This window comes from Acidimicrobiales bacterium (assembly GCA_041394265.1).
In the GTDB taxonomy this organism is placed as follows: domain Bacteria; phylum Actinomycetota; class Acidimicrobiia; order Acidimicrobiales; family SZUA-35; genus JBBQUN01.
Map to the genome: position 1 here is coordinate 305,802 of JAWKIO010000006.1, position 19,422 is coordinate 325,223.

15 protein-coding genes are annotated in these 19,422 nt (G+C 68.1%); 10 read left to right on the forward strand and 5 right to left on the reverse strand.

Translation table 11 applies throughout. The features are described 5' to 3' along the window. Window positions 1-14: 14 nt before the first annotated feature. Window positions 15-851, forward strand: a complete 837-nt coding sequence (locus R2733_25735) for an SDR family NAD(P)-dependent oxidoreductase (protein MEZ5379922.1) — start codon at window positions 15-17, stop codon at window positions 849-851. Window positions 852-856: 5 nt separating this feature from the next. Further along, complete coding sequence (locus R2733_25740; protein MEZ5379923.1) at window positions 857-1,888, forward strand: TIGR03617 family F420-dependent LLM class oxidoreductase; 1,032 nt, start codon at window positions 857-859, stop codon at window positions 1,886-1,888. A gap of 105 nt (window positions 1,889-1,993) precedes the next feature. Here R2733_25740 and R2733_25745 read toward each other — a convergent pair whose 3' ends face one another. After that, window positions 1,994-3,670: a D-alanyl-D-alanine carboxypeptidase family protein gene (locus R2733_25745; protein MEZ5379924.1), complete on the reverse strand. Its 1,677-nt coding sequence runs from the start codon at window positions 3,668-3,670 to the stop codon at window positions 1,994-1,996. Window positions 3,671-3,816: 146 nt separating this feature from the next. Between R2733_25745 and R2733_25750 the strand changes: the two genes are divergently transcribed. Then, complete coding sequence (locus R2733_25750; GenBank protein ID MEZ5379925.1) at window positions 3,817-5,643, forward strand: serine/threonine-protein kinase; 1,827 nt, start codon at window positions 3,817-3,819, stop codon at window positions 5,641-5,643. Here R2733_25750 and R2733_25755 read toward each other — a convergent pair. Both R2733_25755 and R2733_25760 read right to left on the reverse strand, forming a co-directional pair. Further along, window positions 5,618-7,675, reverse strand: coding sequence for an Hsp70 family protein (locus tag R2733_25755; protein ID MEZ5379926.1), 2,058 nt, complete (start codon window positions 7,673-7,675; stop codon window positions 5,618-5,620). The two genes, R2733_25750 and R2733_25755, sit on opposite strands and share 26 nt — an antisense overlap. Next, complete coding sequence (locus tag R2733_25760) at window positions 7,672-8,367, reverse strand: hypothetical protein (GenBank protein ID MEZ5379927.1); 696 nt, start codon at window positions 8,365-8,367, stop codon at window positions 7,672-7,674. Before R2733_25760 ends, R2733_25755 begins: the two co-directional genes overlap by 4 nt. Window positions 8,368-8,464: 97 nt before the next feature. Here R2733_25760 and R2733_25765 point away from each other — a divergent pair, with 97 nt between their 5' ends. The 7 genes from R2733_25765 to R2733_25795 are packed head-to-tail and all read left to right on the forward strand — an operon-like array spanning window position 8,465 to window position 16,735. Then, on the forward strand, window positions 8,465-10,252 hold the full coding sequence (locus R2733_25765; GenBank protein ID MEZ5379928.1) for a serine/threonine-protein kinase: 1,788 nt from the start codon (window positions 8,465-8,467) through the stop codon (window positions 10,250-10,252). Beyond that, window positions 10,249-11,829 carry a hypothetical protein gene (locus R2733_25770; protein ID MEZ5379929.1) on the forward strand — a complete coding sequence of 527 codons (1,581 nt, stop codon included), beginning with the start codon at window positions 10,249-10,251 and terminating at the stop codon, window positions 11,827-11,829. Before R2733_25765 ends, R2733_25770 begins: the two co-directional genes overlap by 4 nt. After that, the gene (locus R2733_25775; GenBank protein ID MEZ5379930.1) at window positions 11,826-12,251 is read left to right on the forward strand and encodes a hypothetical protein; all 426 of its coding nucleotides are present in this window, start codon (window positions 11,826-11,828) and stop codon (window positions 12,249-12,251) included. Before R2733_25770 ends, R2733_25775 begins: the two co-directional genes overlap by 4 nt. After that, window positions 12,235-13,479: a TSUP family transporter gene (locus tag R2733_25780; GenBank protein ID MEZ5379931.1), complete on the forward strand. Its 1,245-nt coding sequence runs from the start codon at window positions 12,235-12,237 to the stop codon at window positions 13,477-13,479. Before R2733_25775 ends, R2733_25780 begins: the two co-directional genes overlap by 17 nt. Before the next feature lie 13 nt (window positions 13,480-13,492). After that, window positions 13,493-14,299, forward strand: a complete 807-nt coding sequence (locus R2733_25785) for a serine/threonine-protein kinase (protein ID MEZ5379932.1) — start codon at window positions 13,493-13,495, stop codon at window positions 14,297-14,299. Next, window positions 14,299-15,360 carry an FHA domain-containing protein gene (locus R2733_25790; protein MEZ5379933.1) on the forward strand — a complete coding sequence of 354 codons (1,062 nt, stop codon included), beginning with the start codon at window positions 14,299-14,301 and terminating at the stop codon, window positions 15,358-15,360. The genes R2733_25785 and R2733_25790 overlap by 1 nt, the downstream gene beginning before the upstream one ends. A 34-nt stretch (window positions 15,361-15,394) precedes the next feature. Next, window positions 15,395-16,735, forward strand: coding sequence for a protein kinase (locus R2733_25795; protein MEZ5379934.1), 1,341 nt, complete (start codon window positions 15,395-15,397; stop codon window positions 16,733-16,735). A 35-nt stretch (window positions 16,736-16,770) separates the two neighbouring features. Here R2733_25795 and R2733_25800 read toward each other — a convergent pair whose 3' ends face one another. Both R2733_25800 and R2733_25805 read right to left on the reverse strand, forming a co-directional pair. Beyond that, window positions 16,771-18,732: an acetoacetate--CoA ligase gene (locus R2733_25800; GenBank protein MEZ5379935.1), complete on the reverse strand. Its 1,962-nt coding sequence runs from the start codon at window positions 18,730-18,732 to the stop codon at window positions 16,771-16,773. Beyond that, window positions 18,729-19,421, reverse strand: a complete 693-nt coding sequence (locus tag R2733_25805; protein MEZ5379936.1) for a hypothetical protein — start codon at window positions 19,419-19,421, stop codon at window positions 18,729-18,731. Before R2733_25805 ends, R2733_25800 begins: the two co-directional genes overlap by 4 nt. Window position 19,422: the final 1 nt, after the last annotated feature.

The window sequence follows — 19,422 nt, forward strand, 5'->3', positions numbered from 1 at the left end:
CTACTGTCACCGCCATGGAACTCAACGGTGCACACGTCCTCATCACCGGTGCCTCCCGTGGCATCGGCGCCGCCCTGGCCCGGGCCTACGCAAAGGAGGGGGCAAAGGTCTCCCTCGTGGCCCGTAGCACCGACGCCTTGAAGTCGTTGGCCGACGAGCTCGACGGCTTTGCGTTCACCGCCGACCTCCTCGATCCCGACCAGGTCGACGAGCTGATCGCTCGGGTCGAACTCGAAGCCGGACCGATCGATGTGCTGGTCAACAACGCCGGCCTCGAAACGTCCGAGCCGTTTGAAGGCATCGGCACCGAGACCATCCGAGATGTCGCCCGCCTCAATTTCGAAGCGCCGATGGTCCTCACCCGCCAGGTCCTTCCCGGGATGCTCGCCCGGCGCAAGGGCCACATCGTGTTCCTCTCCTCGCTCGCCGGTACCGGCGGGTTCCCGGGGCTCGCTGTCTACGCCGGCACCAAGGCCGGCGTCAGCAACTTCGTCGCCAGCCTGCGGATGGAGATGCGCGACACCCCCATCACCACCACGGTGGTCGCACCCGGGCCGGTCGACACCGAGATGTGGGATCACATCGAAGACGCCGGCGAGTATGCCGACATGCTCAAAAGGCTCCGGCTGTTCCAGCTGATCCCGAAGAAGTCGCCCGAGCTGATCGCCAAGCGCACCGTGGCGGCGACCAAGGCCGAGCGGCGCCATGTCCGCACACCTCGGCGACTGCTGGTGAACCACCTCCTGCGCGAGGCACCCACGCGAATCACCGAGTCGCTGTTGAGCGGGGTGAAGGTCGGCCCCGTCGTCGATGCCCTCGAGGCCGACCCAGCCACCTCGGCGAAGGGCTGACCCCGATGCACATCGACGTGATGACCGGCGGCGGCCAGTGGAAGCCGATGGCCGACTACGCCCGCTCGCTCCAAGACGCCGGGTTCTCCGGCATGTTGTTCACCGAGACCTCCAAGACCCCGTGGATGGCGATCACCGCAGCTGCCATGGCCGCCGAGGAACTCACCTTCACCACCGGCATCGCCGTTGCGTTCCCCCGCTCCCCCATGGTGTCGGCGGCCCTCGCGTGGGAACTGGCCGAGAACACCGGCGGGCGGTTCCGCCTGGGGCTCGGGTCGCAGGTGAAGGCCCACGTCGAGCGCCGATATGGCGTCGAGTTCGCCCCGCCCGGTCCTCGCATGCGTGACTACCTCCTCGCCGTGCAGGCCTGCCTGTCGGCCTTCCGCCGGGAGTCCAAGCTCGACTACCAGGGCGACTACTACCAGCTCTCGCTGCTGCCCGAGGCGTGGACACCGCCCAACCACGATTTCGGCGACATCAAGGTCGACGTCTCGGCCGTCGGGCCCTACATGACCCGCATGGCCGGCGAGGTCGCCGACGGGATCCACGTGCACCCGCTGCACTCGGTCCCCTACCTCAACGATGTCCTGCTCCCGAAGGTCGCCGAGGGTGCCGAGCGGGCCGGGCGCCCTGCCTCCGCCGTCGACTTGATCATCCCGGTGTTCACCGTTGTCGGCGACACACCCGAGGAACAGGCCGCCACTCGGGCCCAGGCGAAGTCGCAGATCGCGTTCTACGGCTCCACGAAGAACTACGGCTTCCAGTTCGACATGCTCGGGTTCGAGGGGACCAGCGCCAAGCTCAACGAACGGTTGAAGGCAGGCGACATCGCCGGCATGGCCGATCTCATCACCGACGACATGCTCGAGTACTTCGCCGTGACTGCGTCGTGGGCCGACCTCGGCCCGAAGCTGGTGGAGCGATATGAGGGCCTGTCCGAGCGGCTCGTGATGTACCAGGCCGAGGCCACGATCAAGGCCGACCCGAGCACACTGCCCAAGTGGGCCAAGGTCGCCGAAGCGGTCCGTGCCGCCTGACTCCGCCGTAAACATCTCCGATGCCTGAGTGCCGTCTGCGGCACCCAGTAGGAGGAATCACCGGCGGAGCGGGGACCGAGCGGTACCGGTGCGGCGGACGAGGCGTCAGCCGCCGTCGGTGGACCAGTGCCAGGGCTCGGAGGGCAGATTGAAGTAGCCGAAGCGTTCGGCGTTCTCGGCCAGCCAGCGGAACTGGACCGAGTCACGGCCGATGGCGACGGTGTCGACGTGGAAGTCGATGGCGGTGCCGAACTCGTGGCGGGAGGTGCCGGGAATGGCGGTTGGCGGGCTGCATGCCGACGCCGGCGTGGTCCAGATGTCGGCACAGTGGGCACGGCGCAACTCGATCTGCGCCTCGTGACTCCGCCACCCCCACCCGTCGAGGCTGACCCCGTCGGCCGCGGCCGCCGCCAGCATCGCACTGGTCTGCTCGACCATCGACTGCTCCACCACGATGCCGCCGACCTTCCACAGATCGAGCTCGGTGCCGTCGAACGCCGTGACACCCTTCCATGGCGCTTCGTCGCCGAGGGTCAGTGCCGCCACCGGCGCCGGACCGACGACGATCTCGTCGTCGGGACCCAGCGGTCCGAGGTCGGCGGTGTCGATGACGTTGCCTCCACGATCGAACCGGGTGACCACGACCCCGTCGGCGTCGGCCACCAGCAGCGCCAGATCGTCGATGCCGTCGCCATCCCACTCGCCGACCACGAGGCCGCCGACGGCACCGGGCGCCGACAGGGCCGCTGAGACATCGATGGCTCGACCGTACGGTCGGCCGAGGGCGTCGATCCGCCGGACCATCGCTCGTTGTCCGCCGACCTCGAGCGTCGCCTCGTCGGGCGTCCCGTCACCGTTCCAATCACCACTGACTGTGGTGTCGCCTCGTGCCGCTGTCACCAACTGGCCAGTTGCGCTCGGCGCCGGCGGACCGATCAGCACGGGCGCCGGTTGACTCCCCGGCACCTGCTCGACCCCTGCCACATCAACGCCGGCAGCACTGTCGTCGGCAGTAACGCCGCCGGCGGTGTCCTCGCCAGCAGTATCGCCGCCGGCCGCATCATCGCCCGCCAGACCGCCGACGGGCTCCGCAGACGCACCACCGTCGACCGTCGCCTCGGTGGGAGTGATGGCAAGACCGACCACGTCGAGTTCACGACGCTCGGGCGCCGGCCGCTGGGCGAGTTGCCACGCTGCGGCGGCATCGATCGATTCGATCACCCAATCGTTGTAGTCCTCGGTGCCGAAGTAGGCCGTGAGCGCGCCCTCCAGATCGGTGTCGACCGACGCCGCACACAGACGGTTGGCAGCGCTCGCCGCCGCATCCCACAGGTTGTTGGGGTCGGTGGTCCCGTCACCGTTGCCGTCGACACCGAACTGGACCCAGGTTGCCGGCAGGAACTGCATGGGTCCGACCGTGATGTCGGCGTCGGCGACGCCGTCGATTGCGCCGGCATCGGTGTCGGGCAACCGCCCACTCGGGGCCGTCGGGGCGAGCTGTTCGTAGACGATCGTCGGCTCGCTCGCTCCGTCGGACAGCAGCCGGGAATCGCCGCCGACGCGGGTGTGGTCTGAGGTGACCGCACCGATCCCGGCGACCACCGAGAAGGGCACCGGACAGGGAGCAGTGGCGGCGGCGTAGTCGTAGACCTCGGCCACGTGCTCGGGAATCGCGTCGGCGTCGGACGGATCGAATGCGGCGGCCCCGGCAACGTCGACGACGAGCACGCCGCACACCGTGAGGATCATGCCCGCAACCGCGAGACCCGCCGGTCTGACCATGGCGTGATGCTACTGCCGTCGGTCGAGACTGGGGGGTAGCCCCCATTCCGTCCGGTGGTACCGGGCACTACAACGTTGGTGACCAGGTGCACGCATGGCGAGCGAAGCCGACTCGCTTGCTAGTGTTCGCCCACGGAGGGAATGCAATGGCGAGGGAACGACGACACATCGGGAGCTACCGCGACGCGGAACTGATCGGTCGAGGAGGCTTCGGTTCGGTGTACCGGGCCGACGATCCCGATCACGGGCGGCAGGTCGCCATCAAGGTGCTCGACGTCGAATTGGGCGACACCGAACGGCGCCGGTTCGACCGCGAACGCCGGTTGATGGGCCAGCTCGCCTCCCACCCGAACATCATCTCGGTCTACGACTCGGGCTACACCGACAACGACGAGGCGTACATCGTCATGGAGCTGGCAGCCGAGGGCTCGCTCCGTGCCGAGCTCGAGCGACGAGGCACCTTCACCTGGCAAGATGCCGTGGAGCTGATGAGTCCGGTTGCGTCGGCCGTGGCCGCAGCCCACGACCGTGGCATCGTCCATCGTGACATCAAGCCCGACAACATCTTGATCGACGACTATCGCAATCCTCGTCTCACCGACTTCGGCATCGCGGCACTCACCAGTGGCGCAACGTCGACACAGGCGGCATCGGCCACCCTTGCGCACGCGGCACCGGAGGTCCTGGACGGCAAGCAGGGCAGCGAGGCCACCGACGTCTACGCTCTGGCCTCCACCCTTCACACGCTGATCTCGGGCTCGCCGCCGTTCATGCGCTCGAGCGACGAGGGGCTCGGTGTCATGATGCGCCGCATCATGGCCGAGCCACCGCCTGATCTGCGCCCGCTCGGCGTGCCCGACGCCGTCGCCGAGGCGATCGAGTCATCGCTCACCAAGGATCCCGAGGCTCGGCCGCTGACCGCCGCCCAGTTCGCCGAGGCCATCATGGCGCCACTGCGCCCGGCCGCAGCACCCGATCAGACGTCGTCGCACACCACGACACCCGACGCAGCGACAGGCGCCGGCCTGGGTGATCATCCAACCATCACCGAACCACCGGCAGCGTTCGCCGCACCATCGGCGCCTTCGTCGGGTGCCACGATGGCCGTCGGCGATTTCGGTCCCGCCGGTCACTCACCGGTCGAACCGCCGGCCGATGCCATCCCGGTGCTGGTGGCGGATGCACCCAAACGACGAGGTTGGCTCCTGGCCACGATCGGCGCCATCGCCATCCTCGGAATCGTCGGAGCTGCGTTCGCGCTGCGAGGCGGAGACGACGGAGGTGCCGACGACGAGGGCACCACCCTTGCCGCCGACGCGTCGACCACCACCTCGACGACCTCCACCACTTCCACGACCGAAGCGACGACCACGACCACGACCACGGCGGACGACGGCGCTCGAGCGACGGGAGCCCAGGCGTTGGGGAAGCCCTCGATCTCGATCGACTGCCCGATCGAGATCGAGTTGGGGTCGACCCTGATCTGCAGCATCACGACCGCCGGCGTCACCGGTGGCGAGTGGCGCCTCCCGGGCTTCTTGTCCGAACCGCTGCCGCTGCAGACCATCAACGGGGTCAACGACATCTTCCTCGAGCCCACCAACGGTGAAGCCGCCGGGCGGCGCTACACCATCACCGCCACCGCCACCACCGACGCCGGCGACGAGATCAAGGCGACTCGAACCTTCCTGATCAACGTGCCGACGGTGAGCATCGATTGTCCTGACAAGATCGCTCCCGGCGACTCGGTCGTGTGCGAGATCATCTCCGAACACGCGGTGCGTGGCTCGTGGGAGATCCCCGGCTTCGGCGGTGATGTGCTGGAAACCATTCCGGGTTCGAACGCGATCTTCATCAATCCGAACGAGAGCGTGATCGGCCAGACCTTCACCGCAACGGCGACCGTCGAAGACGACTACGGCCTGACGGCCACCGCCAGCTCGGACTTCACGGTGACGGCGTCGGCCGGCTGACGACGAGCGCGGCGGCAGCGCCTTCGCCCAGCGTTGCCGGCACCTCCACGACCGAGCGCCCGGCGGCCGACGCGACCTCGATCGAGGCCGACGCAGGGTCGAGTGCGATCCGTTGATCTGCGGCGGGCCACGCCGCCGGCGGATCGTGAAGCCACAACGTCCCGCCCTGCCCACGGCCCGATGACCGCAGGGCCAGCAGCTCATCGGGGCCGAAACCTTCGGGCAGCACCACGAGCACGCCGTGCTCGAGCACCTCGGAGGGAACGTCGCTCGGCGAGCCATAGATGGTCAACCCGCCGACCGCGAGCGGAGCGGCGTTGGTCGACAGCACCGCCAGTGGGAGTGTCCGATCGAGCACCAGCAACTCGACGATGATCGAGCGGAGGAGATCCTCGCCGAGGCGCCCCGAGATCGCGAGATCAGTGGTGAGACGGGCCAACTGGACGTGGACCGGTCCCAAGGGGTCCCCGCCGAATCCGAGCGTGGCCCAGCCGTGGCCGGGGCGGCCGCCGGTCACGGGGGTGGCAGCCTCGGCGAGATCGATGACGACGGCACCCGGCGTGGCGACCCGACGCATCGGGTCGTCGACGAACAGCCAGGTCGACCCCATCTCGATCAACGAACCGCTGGTCACCTCGACCGTCCCGTCGACCGGCACCCGATCGACCTTGGTTCCCGTCGTCGAACCGAGGTCGGTCAGTCGAAGCTCGTTGCCGTTACGGTCGATGCGCAGGTGGACACGTGAGGCCGCAGGGTCGGGAACGACGACATCGACTCGATCACCCGATCGACCGACCGTGGTCGAGCCCTCGTCGAGTGCCGACGCGGTTCCGGCGTTGGGTCCGCTCACGACGACGAGGCGTGGTGCTGCCATCGATGCGACGATGGCGGAGATGTCGACCGTGACGTTCGGCATCAAGAACGGTTCGACGTCCGTCGCCGACTGATCGGAGGGTCCACTCTCGCTCGCCTCGGTGGCCGCTCGATCGTCGGACAACACGGCGCCCTTGGCGACGGCGTACTTCGGGTGGGTGTCGACGACCACGGAGATCCCTAGTGCGTTGAACAACCGTTCGGCCACCATCGGCACTCGCGACGACCCGCCGACGAGCAGCACGGCGTCGAGGTCGTCGTTCGCCAGGTCGGCGGTGTGGATCGTCTCCGCGAGTGTGGCGATCGTGCTCGTGACGTAGGGCTCGATGCGTTCTTCGAAGTCGGACCGCGAGATGAGGACGTCGGTCGCTACGCCAGGCAGCACGACGGGCACCGTGGTTCTGGCGTCGAAGGACAGGCCGATCTTTGCTCGGGTGCACTCCTCACGCAGGCGGGCCACCGCCCGCTGCACGCCGACGTCGTCGGGATCGAGCTCGTCGAAGACCGAAGGCATCGTCTCCATCACGAGATCGAACACCACCTGATCGAAGTCCAGGCCCCCGAGCTGATCGAGACCGGTCGGTCGCCCAAGGATTTCGTAGCCGGTCTCCGAGCGGCGGATGACGGTTGCGTCGAACGTGCCCCCGCCGAGGTCATAGACGCCGATGGTCGCGCCCGGCTCCATCCGTGCCCGTTCGTGGTAGTGGACGGCAGCCGCCGATGGTTCGGGCAGGAATCCGACGGGGGCTGACCGCCTGCTCGTGGCCTCCCGCAGCAGCCCCAGGCGGTGGGCCGACCACGTGGCTGGGTGCGTGACCACGACACGCGAGGGCTCCTCTCCCTCGATCTGGGACACCCGGTCGACGACCCATTCGTACAACAGCCCGGTCAACTCCGACGCCGTCCACCGATCGTCGCCGATGATGAACGGGGTGTCGTCACCGAATCGTCGTTTGAACTCTCGAGCGACGAGCCATGGGCGGGTCGCCGCCACCGACAGGGCCTCGGCGCCGACGGCGATGCCGTCGCTCGTCCTGGTCAGCACCGAGGGAATGGCGACACTGTCGTGAGTCAGATCGGCCATGCGAACACCGGCGCCGTCGGCAATCGCCGCCGCCGTGAAGGTGGTCCCCAGGTCGATCCCCAGCTGGTAGCTCATCGGCGCGCTCCATCATCGAGTTGGGCCAGGGCCGCGAGATCGCGAGCGTCGACCATCGACGCCGCAAGGGCGTGCTCGACGAGCCGCAGCCGCCGGTCCTTGGCCTCGACGCCGACATTGCCACGAAGCCCGGGCACACCGAGCTCGCTCAGGCGGCCGCACAGATAGTCGAGCTTGCGTTCGAGCTTCTTCAACGACCATCCCAGCCGTTGGGCGATTTCGGCGTTCGCCGCGATTGACGGTGCATCGAGTGGCGGGGTGACCAGCCACGGTTCGGCCAGTGCGGTCAGCAGCAAACGCTGGTCGTCATTGAGTCGCAGGGCGCCGAACGGCTGGGTGTCGAGTGCGCCCGACGCCGCGGCGGGCGGGGGCGGGGGGATCACCGGGTCATGGAGGTGGAACTCGAGTTCGTAGTTCGAGGCGCCGGCTCGGAACCGAACGATCCCACCGCTGCCGACGAGCGGTTCGGCTGCCCCGGGCGGGACCCGGCTTGATCGGCCGTCGGCATAGTTGATCCCGAGATCGACCGTCGCACCGTCGTTGCGCAACCACCAGCCGCGCTCGTGATGGACGAACGAGCCGACGATCCGATGCATGTAGAGGTTCGCCTCGTCGATCACCACCGAGGCATTGCGTCCGAAGGTGAGCACGTCGTCGGGAGCGACGTCGAACCGCTCATCGATGAACTCCACGACCAGGCCCTGTCCCACTCGCATCCCTCCCCGACTCATTGTGCACAACACCAGCCCACCGTGCACGAACTGGCGGCAGTGAGATGACCTTTGGGTGTTGGCCCCCAGTTCCCTGTCGGCGGATCTCTGCTACAACATCACCACGGAGGGTGAGGTCGTGAGCATGGCCGATGTCGATCTTGGCATTGAGGGAATCGAGGGTGCGACCGAGATCGGTCGAGGCGGGTTCGGTGTGGTGTATCGGGCGGTCGAGACCGAACTCGACCGCACGGTCGCCATCAAGGTGCTGACGGGCGACTTCGACGACCGGGCACGAGTCCGGTTCGATCGCGAGCGCCGGGCGATGGGGTCGCTGTCCGGGCACGCCAACATCGTGACCGTGTACCGGTCCGGGTTCACCCAACGTGACCAGCCGTTCATCCTGATGGAGTACCTGGCCGGCGGCACGATCGCCGACCGGCTCCGTCGTGAAGGCCGGCTGCCCTGGCCCGACGTCGTCCAGCTCGGTATCGAGATCGCCCGGGCACTCGGAGCAGCGCACCGCCTGGGCGTCCTCCATCGCGACGTGAAGCCTGGAAACATCCTGCTCGGCGCAACTGGGTTGGCCAAGCTCGGGGACTTCGGCATCGCCCGCCTCCACGGGGCGCCCGAGACCAAGAGTGCCGTGATCACCGCCAGCGTCGCCCACGCCCCGCCCGAAGTGCTGGGCGGGGCTCGCCCCGACGAGCGAGCCGACATCTACTCGCTCGCATCGACGTTGTTCGAGCTTGCCTGGGGTGCGCCGGCATTCGTCCGTCCCGACGACGAATCGCTCGTGCCGATGATGAGCCGCATCGTGATGGAGCCGCCTCCCGACCTGCGTGCCGTCGGTGTCCCCGACGCCGTCGCCCGGGTGATCGACACCGCGATGGCCAAGAACGCCGAACAGCGGATCCCGACCGCCGACGGTTTCGCCGAGGCACTCGAACGTGCCCGAGCCAGCGACGCAGCGCCGGCCGCCGCGCCGCCGAGCGGTGGACAGCCCACGATGGCGGTAGCGCCCCCGAGCGACGGCGCCCAACCGTCGACCGGCGTGCCGCCCTTCGCTCCGTTCGCCAGCCAGCCCGCGCCCGGTCGGTCGTCGCGGACTCCGTGGATCATCGCTGCGGCCGCCGCCGTGCTGGCGGTGCTGGTGGGCGTGGTCGTCGTCGCCACCCGACCCGGCGACGACACCGGCAGCAACCTGGCCCAGCTTCGCACCTCCACCGACGCGACCGACCCCGACGCCACCGCCCCCGACACCGACACCGGCGACGCAACGCCGAACTCGACCGACGCCGAGCCGACACCAACGTCGACGCCGACAACGGCATCGCCACCGTCGACGCCGCCGTCATCGGCACCGGCGGCCACCGCTCCTCCCGCCCAACCCGGGACACCGGCGGCCACTCGCCATGTCGTCAACGACAGCGGTGCGATCAGCGTGCTCGTCCCGGCGGCGTGGGACGAACAGACCGGCGACGCCAGCACGTTGTTGGTCACTCCCGACCTGGACGCGGCGCTGAACGACGAGTGGGTCAAGGGAGTGCTCCTCCAAGCCGTCCGCAACACCCCGGAGCTGAACCCTGGCGGCTTCGCCCCCGACGTCACCCTGAATCAGCTCATCGCCGACAGCGAGTGCGTGACACGCGAGCGCGGTCCCTACGCCGACGCCAACTTCATCGGCTCGTACGCCGTGGTCGACCAGTGCGGCAACTCAGGACTGTCGAACTACTACCTCGTCGCCGCCCCGTCCGATCTCAGCATGGTCGTCCTCGTGGCGGTGGCCTTCGAGTCGCCCGCCGAGGATGCCATCGTCCAGCAGATCTTGGACAGCGCCGTCTGGAGCATCGGAGCCCTGCCATGAACCCTCCCCCTGCGAACGACGCCGAACCCACACGATCTGGCCAGCTCACCGATCAACTGGTCGGCACCACCCTCTGGACCGACCAGTTGCTGCACTCGGCCGGCATCGACATCGTCGACCGCCCGATCGTCAGCATCGGTGGCGGGCTCGGTTCGTTCGCCCTCGCCGACACCCTACGGATCGCCGGCCTACCGGCCCCGCACATCGCCGTGCTCGGTCCGGGAGCCATCCCGAGCCGCACCTACCGCTACCTCGCGGCCAACTCCCAGATTCCCGACCACGAACGCCTGCGTTCCGATGCCGGCTCGACCATGGACAACATCTGGGGGTTCCCGAGCTACGCGTTCCGCGAAGCGGCCTCCGCACGGGGCCTGAAGGACAAACTCGCGCCACTGTGGTCGGTCTTCAGCGAACCGTTCGGGGCTGACTACTACACACCACGGGCCGGCGACGTCTATCGCTCGATCGACCGCGAGGCCGAACGAATCGGTTGGGACTCGATGCTGCACACCGGCGTCGTCCGTATGGTTCGGCGCCGCCACGGCGGTGGCTACTTCTCGATCCTCACCCAGCAGCGCTCCGACGGCACTGCCGTCCGCACGGCATATCGCAGCCAACATGTGCACGTGGCCGTCGGCTACCCGGGCGTCAAGTTCCTCCCGGACCTGCAGGCCTATCGCGAGCAACATCGCGACTTCAGCCGCGTGGTCAACGCCTACGAGCCCCACGAGCACGTCTACGCCGAACTGCGCCGCCGACCGAGCACCGTCGTCGTCCGCGGCAGCGGGATCGTCGCTTCTCGCATCCTGCAACGCCTCCTCGACGATCGTGAGGCGGGCCTGGCCAACACCACCGTGGTCCACCTGTTCCGCAACTACGTGAACGGGCCGCAGGGTGAGCGCATCACCTTCCGTCGCCCGGGTGAGAACGGCTGGGCGTACCAGGGGTTCAACTTCCCCAAAGCAGCGTGGGGCGGACAGCTCAAGGAGCGGCTCGAGCGACTCGACGGACCAGGCCGGGCGGCCCTGATCGCCGAGATGGGCGGCACCAACACACCACCACGCCAGTCGTGGAAGGACCAGCTCCAGCGAGGACGAGAGGGGCGCTGGTATCTCGAGCACGTCGGCCAGGTTCGCTCGGTCGAGCCCGGCCCCGACCAGACCGTCGTGACCACGATCGAAGCCGATGGACACCGCTACTCGATCGCCGCCAACTTCGTCATCGATGCCACTGGACTCGAGTCCGACATTGGCGAGCATCGCCTGCTCGCCGACCTGCTCGAGCACGGAGGCGCCAGACGCTCCGCCTACGGACGGCTCGAGGTATTGCCCTCGTTCGAGGTCGACGGCACTCGCAGCGACCCCGGGCGGTTGTATGCGAGCGGTTCGATCACGCTCGGTGGCTACTACGCCGGGGTCGACTCGTTCCTCGGCCTCCAATACGCCGCGCTGGCGATCGCCGACGATCTGGCCAAGCACGGATCGGTTCGCCGGATCGGCGCCGGCCGGTCGCTGGCCCAGTGGTGGCGCTGGTTCCGCCACCTTCCCCCGACCGACGACAGCGGAGCAACACGATGACACCGACCCTCTGGGGACGCCTCCAGACCCGCATCATCCTGCTCCTGACCGTTGGCCTGGGCTGGACCATCATCGTCACGCCCTTCCTCCCTTCGGGGGGAGCGCCACTCGGTGAGGTGTACCGAACGACGCTGTCGGCACTCGCCGTGGTGCTCGTGGTGGGTGTCATCTTCTGGGAGCCGATCTACCACGGGCTGCAACAGCTGCGGTGGGAAAAGGACTGGCCCACGGGCATCGGCCTGGTGACCGGCATCAGCGAAGGCGTGTCCACCCTGGTCGTGCTTTCCGTCCTCCGCGACGTTCCCACCACGGCGTTCTGGCTTCACTTCCTCAGCACCTGGTTCCTGGTCTGGATCACCCTGCACGGTCCGTTGCGAATCGTCGCCCTTCGCTGGAGGTATCGCGGTGGCCGCTTCGTCTGATGGGCAACGCTGGGATCAGGCCGCCATCGACGCTGCCCTGGCCGACGGGCAGCGGGCTCGCCATGCCCACACGAAGCGTCGGTTCGTGACCAGCCTCGCCTTCTCGGGTGCGGTCACGCTGATCTGGTTGCTCTCGGTGACGCTCGCCCAACAATGGGGACGGGTCGCCGATCACTGGGTCTCGGCGCTGACCATGGTCTTCGGCAGCTTCGTCGCCGGTGCCACCCCACAGGGTGGCGGCGCCGTCGCCTTTCCTGTCTTCACCAAGGTGCTCGACGTCCCCGCCGAGGCGGCGCGCAGCTTCTCACTGTGCATCCAGACGGTGGGCATGGGCTGTGCGTCGGCGTCGATCCTGATCAACCGGAGAACCATCGAATGGCGCTCCGCCCTCACCGGTGCGGGAGTCGGCGCGTCGACCATGCTCGCCACGCTGCTGCTCCTCGGCGATCGCACCAAACCGTTCTGGCCGGTCGACCTCCCCGGCCCGTACGTCAAGGTCACGTTCACCATCGTCTTGTTGTCGATGGCATGGGTCGTGATCCTGTCGCGCCGGGTGCCGGTGCGATCCGTGACCGACCGATTGCCAGATCTCCACCTCCGGCTCCGTATCGCCCTGGTCGTGGCGGGAGCGATCGGTGGCGTCGCTGCCGCACTCGTCGGCTCGGGCGTCGACCTCATGATCTACCTGTTCGTCGTGGTGCTCTTCGGAGTTCGTGCCGGCGTCGGCGTGCCGACCAGCGTCGTCGCGATGGCCCTGGTCTCGATGGTCGGATTCGTCGTGCTCGGCCTGCTCGACGGCCAGTTCGCAACGGAGATCAGCCGTGACGGTCTGGTCGCGGCCATCGGTGGCGAACAGCTCACCACGCCGCTCACCGTGCGCCAGGGCGACCTGTTCGGCATGTGGCTGGCGGCGGCGCCGATCGTCGCCTGGGGTGCACCGGTCGGCTCGATCGTGGCCTCTCGGATGACCCCCACTGCGCTCGTCCGCCTCGTCGTCACGCTTTCCGCAGGCGAAACACTCAGCACGATCATCTTCCTCGACGACTTGCGCACCGATCGAGGGCTGCTGATCTACGGACTCGTCGGCTCGTTGGTTGCGCTCGGCGGTCTCACCTTCGTCGCAAGCCGTCGCCAGCGGCTCTTCGGCCTGCCACCGCTCGAGGGCACGAGCCTGCTCACCCGCAACAACGTCGAGGTCGATTCGAGCTATGTCGAGGACCTGCGATGAGGATCGAGGAATCATGAACGCCACGGGCATTGCCGACTACGTCTTCGTCCAACATCTCGGAGCAGGCAACCACGGCGAGTTCTGGCTCGCCACGCCGCCCGCCCGACTCGGGCGCCCGCCCGGCGAACACGTTGCGGTGAAGACCCTCGCCCAGCGGGCCAGCGACAACGATTTCGCCCGTATGGCCAACGAGCTGCGGGTGTATGCCAGCATCACCTCGCCGTTCCTTCTCCCTGTCCTCGACGCCGGCCATCAGAACGGGCGGTTGTTCTACGCCACGCCCTACTGTCCCGACGGCTCGCTCGGCCAACCCGCCCGCCCGCACGGGCGGGGCGAGGTGCGCCAAGCCGCTGCCGATGCCGGCCGAGCGGCCCACGAACTCCACCAGGCCGGCGTCGCCCACCGAGACATCAAGCCCTCCAACATCCTGCTCGCCGGAGGCCGAGGACACCTCTCCGACCTCGGCCTCGCCCAGGTGATCAATCCGGGGCAGACCGTCACGGGCATCGGCCCGGTCGGCACCATCGAGTACCTGTCCCCCGAGGTCGTACGGGGCGATCGGGCCTCCCGGGCGTCCGACATCTGGGCCCTCGGGGTCACCCTGCATCGGGTCCTCACGGGCCGCCCGATCTACCAGGATCTGCCCACATCGTCGCTGCGCGACGCGCTGCGCCAGGTGCTGCAGGATCGCCCGCTGATCGATGCGGGGTTGTCCGAGGCCGAGCGGGCGGTGATCGCCCGATGCCTTGCCCTCGAGCCGGCTGATCGCTACCCCACCGCCGAGGCCTTCGCCGACGACGTCGAGAGGATTGCCGACTGATGACCCCGCCACCACATCGCACCATCGTCGTGCCCGGCACCGGCGTAATCGTCCGATGGCCCGGTGCCGTCGTCGTGATCGGCGGCGGCGAGCAGGCCGCAGCGAAAGGACTCGCCCATCTGACCGAGGGACATCCCGAGACGCCAGCCGCCGGCATTCTGATCGAACGCATCCGATCGCTCCACTCGCACGATCTGGCCGCGGCGATCGTCACCCCGGCCGGCATCCGCCTCCTCCGCCATGGAGCGGGCTCGGTCGGCCTGCTCGACGCCACCACCGTCGCCGGATCGAGCGACAGCAATCACCCCGTCGAATTCGACGTCGAAGCCACCGCCACGCCCCTCTGGGTCGGGCTCGGTGACCAGCCCGAAGTCGACTCGATCGGCCGGCACCTGTTCGATCTGGAGCACGGCATCGTTCCCGGTCGTGGTGTGATCCTCGATGCGCAGGCGCCGGTGGTCGACCCGACGCCGGCCCCGGCATCGTTCGAGCTGGTCGATCTCTCGGGCGCCGCCAACCACGAGCGAGCGCCGCTTCCCGAGGCCGACAGCGGTCCCGCATCGAGCGACGACGCTGCCCACGTCGACACCGCACCCGACGAGGTCATGGGGATCGAGTGCAGTCGGGGTCACTTCAACAACCCAATCGCCGCCTACTGCCAGGTATGCGGCATCTCGATGGTGCATCTCACCCACTATCTGGTTCCCGGTCCCCGGCCCACACTCGGCTACATCGTGTTCGACAGTGGCGCGACCTATGCGCTCGACCAGCCCTATCTGCTCGGCCGCGAACCCTCACCCGACCCGGCCTCGGGTCTTCGGCCGCTCGTCGTCGACGACGTCGATCACACGGTGTCGCGGGAGCACGCCGAGCTGACCTTCGACGGTTGGGACGTGGTCCTCGCCGACCTCGGTTCCACCAACGGGACGTTCCGCTGGGATCCGGCGACGGCTCGGTGGGAACGAGTCGTTCCCAACCATCCGGTGGTGATCGCGCCGGGCGCCTCGATCGCTGTCGGTCGCACGACCTTCGTCTACGAAACGGTGGCCCGTTCGGTCTGACCAGGACCAATCGATCGAGCTACCCTCGGCCCACATGGCGGAGGTCGATCTCGGCATTCCCGGATACGAATGGCGATCGACGCTCGGTCGAGGCGGCTCGGGAACCGTGCACGAGGCCTTCGACACGGTGCACGGACGCACCGTTGCGGTGAAGGTGCTCGACACCATGATCGACGACACGATCCGACGCCGCTTCGATCGAGAGCGCCGGGCGATGGGCTCGCTCGGATCCCACCCGAACGTCGTGACCGTTCTCACCTCCGGCTACTCCGCTCACGACCAGCCGTATCTCGTGATGGAGCGTCTCGAAGGCGGTTCACTGGCCGACGTGCTGCGATCCGGGCCGCTCACGGTCGACCAGGTGGTCACCATCGGCGTTCAGCTCGCCGATGCGCTCGCAGCTGCCCATCGGTCCGGCATCGTGCACTGCGACGTGAAACCGGCCAACGTGCTGTTGACCGACGACCACCGGCCGCAGCTCACCGATTTCGGGATCGCTTCGATCGCCACCGACCGTTCGATGCGCATGACCGTCTCGGCCACACCGAGCTATGCAGCACCCGAGATCTTGCAGGGACGCGATCCCGATCAGCGGGCCGACATCTACTCGCTGGCCGCGACGTTGTTCGCCTGCCTCGATGGCTACCCGCCGTACGGCAATACCAGCGAGACCATGCTCGGTGTGCTGTACCAGATCATCAATGCGCCCGTGCCAACGCTCGAGCGGGCAGGCGTTCCGGCCCACGTCGGCGCCGCATTGCGGCAGGCGATGGCGAAGGATCCTGAAGATCGCCCGGCCACGATGGCCGAGTTCGCCGACCTCCTGACCGGCACCACCGCAGCATCGGCGTCGACGCCGGTACCAGCGGTGACAAGTGTGGTCGGTCCCGACGTGGGTGTCGCGCCGTCGAGCGGGCGACGCCGTCGGACGCTGATCCTCGGCACGGCGGTGGCGGTCGTGGCGGCAGTGACCGCGGCACTCGTCGTTCGAGCGGCCACGCGGGGCCCGGATCAGGTGGCCATTCCCGATGTCGGCGGCATGCCGTTGGTGGAGGCGACCGGCGCACTCGAACAGGTCGGCCTGGAACCCGACCACGACCCTGCGTGCGACTCGGCGATCGCCCGAGCCACCACACCGGCGGCCGGGAGCGAGGTCGACACCGGCGCCAGTGTTGCCGTCGACATCGATGCCTGCATCGTGCCCGACTTCGTCGGCATGCGGCTGCCCGAGGCCATCGACCTCATCATGACGATCGATGGCCTGTCGATCTCGTGGGACGACTACTGCGATGATCTCGTGCTCGGCCAGGACCCGGCGCCGGGTACGGCGCTCGACTTCGGCTCCAGCATCGCCATCGAGCTGCGTCCCTGTTGACCTTCGAGCATCGACATGCGGCGATCGACGGCAGCTCAGTCGATCCGGAACAGGTCGAGTGCTTCGGGATTGGCCAGTGCCTCGAGGTTCTTGACTGGTCGCCCGTGCACGACCTCGGTGACGGCCAGTTCGACGATCTTGCCCGAACGGGTGCGCGGGATGTCGGTGACCGGCAGGATCAGCGCAGGAACGTGACGGGGCGAGCACTGGGTGCGCAGCGCCATCTTGATGTTCCGCTGGAGGTCGTCGTCGAGGGCTTCTCCTTCGGCCAGCCGGACAAAGAGCACGATGCGGGTGTCGTTGTCGTACTCCTGACCGATGGCAATCGACTCGATCACCTGGGGGAACTGCTCGACCACTCGATAGATCTCGGCAGTGCCGATCCGAACACCCGACGCGTTGAGGGTGGCATCGGAGCGTCCGTGGATCACCATGCCACCCTCGGGGGTCCACGAGGCGAAGTCGCCGTGAGCCCACACATTGGGGAATCGGTCGAAATAGGCGGCGTGGTACCTGCTGCCGTCGGTGTCGCCCCAGAACTCGAGCGGGGTGGATGGGAAGGGAGTGGAGCACACCAGCTCGCCCTTCTCCCCCACGCCGACCGGCTGCCCGGCGTCGTCGAAGACCTCGATCCGCAAGCCGAAGGCCGGCCGCTGGATCGCTCCGGAGTACACCGGCTTGGTGGGATCGCCGGCGACGAGACAGCCGCAGAGATCGGTGCCGCCCGACATCGACTGGAGGTGGACGTCGGACTTCACCGAGTCGTAGATCCAGGCGAAGCCCTCGGGGCTCAACGGCGAGCCGGTGGAGTTGATGGTGCGAACGTGCTCCAGGCGATGCGACCTCATGGGATCGAGGCCCGCCTTGAGCGAGGAGTCGATGAACTTGGCCGAGACACCGAAAAGGGTGACCTCGTCGGCGTCGGCCAGGTCGTAGAGCGCCTCTGGCCCCGGGTGGAACGGGCTGCCGTCGAACAGCACGATCGACGCCCCGGTGGCAAGCACACCCACGAGCCAGTTCCACATCATCCAGCCGCACGTCGTGAAGTAGAAGACGCGATCGCCGGGACGGATGTCGCAGTGGAGCAGGTGCTCGCTCAGCAGCTTCAGCAGGGCGCCGCCGCAGCGGTGGACGATGCACTTCGGCTTCCCGGTGGTGCCGGACGAATACAGGATGAAGATCGGATGGTCGGCGGGGAGACGAACGAACTCGAGTTCAGCACCGCGATGCTCGGCGATGGCGGCCGACCACGCCGTTGCCCGAGGCACGCCCGACAGGTCGGGTCGTTCACCGAGCGCGCCGACCACGAGGACGTGTTCCACCGACGGGAGCCGGTCGACGATCTCGGGGAGACGAGCAAGACAGTCGAAGGTCTTCCCGCCGTATTCGTAGCCGTCGGCGGCAACCAGCACCTTGGGCGTGGTCTGTCCGAACCGGTCGACGACACCCTCGGGACCGAAGTCGGCCGAGGTCGAGGTGAAGACGGCGCCGACCGCGTTGGCCGCAAGGAAGGCGACCACCGTTTCGGTCACGTGCGGCATCCATGCAGCCACGCGGTCGCCCGGCTCGACCCCGACCGAGCGGAAGAAGGCCGCCATCGCTGCCACCTCGGCTCGGAGCTCGGCCCGATCGACGAACCGCTCCTTGCCGGACTCGGTGCGAGCGATGATGACCGGATCGGTCGCCCCCTCGCGTTCGGCCAGAAGGTTCTCGGCCACGTTCAACACGGCGTCGGGGAGGAATCGCCAGTCAGCGAAGCGATCGGCTTCGGCGACGAGGCGCTCGCCGGGATCACCGATTACGCCGGCAGCATCCCACATCGCTCGCCAGAATGGGCCGGGCTCGTCGACCGACCACTGCCACAGCTCGTCGGAGTCGGCGGCCTCCGGGCGGAACCGTCGGCGGAACGCATCGAGGTTCGACCCGGCGATGCGTTCCGGGGTCGGGGTCCACAGCGGTGCAGCTGCGGGCTCGGGAGTGGCAGCGGTCGTGGTCATGTGTCGCTCGTCGATTGGTCGAAGTTGGATCGCTCCGCATTCAGTCGGTCGATGACGGCATCGAGGGCGTGCGATGGGTCGTGCAGGCGGGGGCTGATCTCGGTGACCGACGCAAACGGTGGCGGTTCGGAGAACCCGAACCCTGTCGCTTCCGTCGGTGACCCCACCTCACCGAGGTCTCGACCGGCGACGATTCCCCACCCGCTCAGGATGCGGCGCAACTTCTTGGTGCGATACCACTCGTAGACCCCGGTCGGGCTGACGCCGTAGGTGTCGACGTTCATGGTCTTCTTGGCGATCGGGGCCTCGATGCGGCGAGTCACCCACGTGGGTCGGGGCGGGAACGGGGCCGCCCGTCCGACGCTGAACTCGAGCTGGGCCCGAGGCCACGCCGCCTCGAGCAGCGGGTGCTCGGTTTCGGGCGAGTACCGCACGGCGAGGCTCGGGGCGACGATCACGGAATCGAACTGGTACACCGAGGTGATGAAGCACTTCGAGCGCTCGTCGGCGACGAAGAGCGTTCGCCAGCCATCGGGCTCGGCCCACATGATGTCGTTGAAGGGTCCGATCGGTGACTCGTACCAATGGCCGATGACCACCCGATCGCCGCTGGCGAACCCCGCTGCTCCGATGACCCCGTCGAGGTCGAAGTAGCGATCGGTCGCCGAGGTGTTGCTGTCGCTCGTCACG

Excerpts from the sequence above, each read along its gene's own strand:
- R2733_25795 (MEZ5379934.1), top strand. The coding sequence starts at position 15,395 with ATGGCGGAGGTCGATCTCGGCATTCCCGGATACGAATGGCGATCGACG.
- R2733_25800 (MEZ5379935.1), bottom strand. The coding sequence starts at position 18,732 with ATGACCACGACCGCTGCCACTCCCGAGCCCGCAGCTGCACCGCTGTGG.
- R2733_25770 (MEZ5379929.1), top strand. The coding sequence starts at position 10,249 with ATGAACCCTCCCCCTGCGAACGACGCCGAACCCACACGATCTGGCCAG.
- R2733_25735 (MEZ5379922.1), top strand. The coding sequence starts at position 15 with ATGGAACTCAACGGTGCACACGTCCTCATCACCGGTGCCTCCCGTGGC.
- R2733_25755 (MEZ5379926.1), bottom strand. The coding sequence starts at position 7,675 with ATGAGCTACCAGCTGGGGATCGACCTGGGGACCACCTTCACGGCGGCG.
- R2733_25785 (MEZ5379932.1), top strand. The coding sequence starts at position 13,493 with ATGAACGCCACGGGCATTGCCGACTACGTCTTCGTCCAACATCTCGGA.
- R2733_25790 (MEZ5379933.1), top strand. The coding sequence starts at position 14,299 with ATGACCCCGCCACCACATCGCACCATCGTCGTGCCCGGCACCGGCGTA.
- R2733_25745 (MEZ5379924.1), bottom strand. The coding sequence starts at position 3,670 with ATGGTCAGACCGGCGGGTCTCGCGGTTGCGGGCATGATCCTCACGGTG.
- R2733_25740 (MEZ5379923.1), top strand. The coding sequence starts at position 857 with ATGCACATCGACGTGATGACCGGCGGCGGCCAGTGGAAGCCGATGGCC.
- R2733_25775 (MEZ5379930.1), top strand. The coding sequence starts at position 11,826 with ATGACACCGACCCTCTGGGGACGCCTCCAGACCCGCATCATCCTGCTC.
- R2733_25750 (MEZ5379925.1), top strand. The coding sequence starts at position 3,817 with ATGGCGAGGGAACGACGACACATCGGGAGCTACCGCGACGCGGAACTG.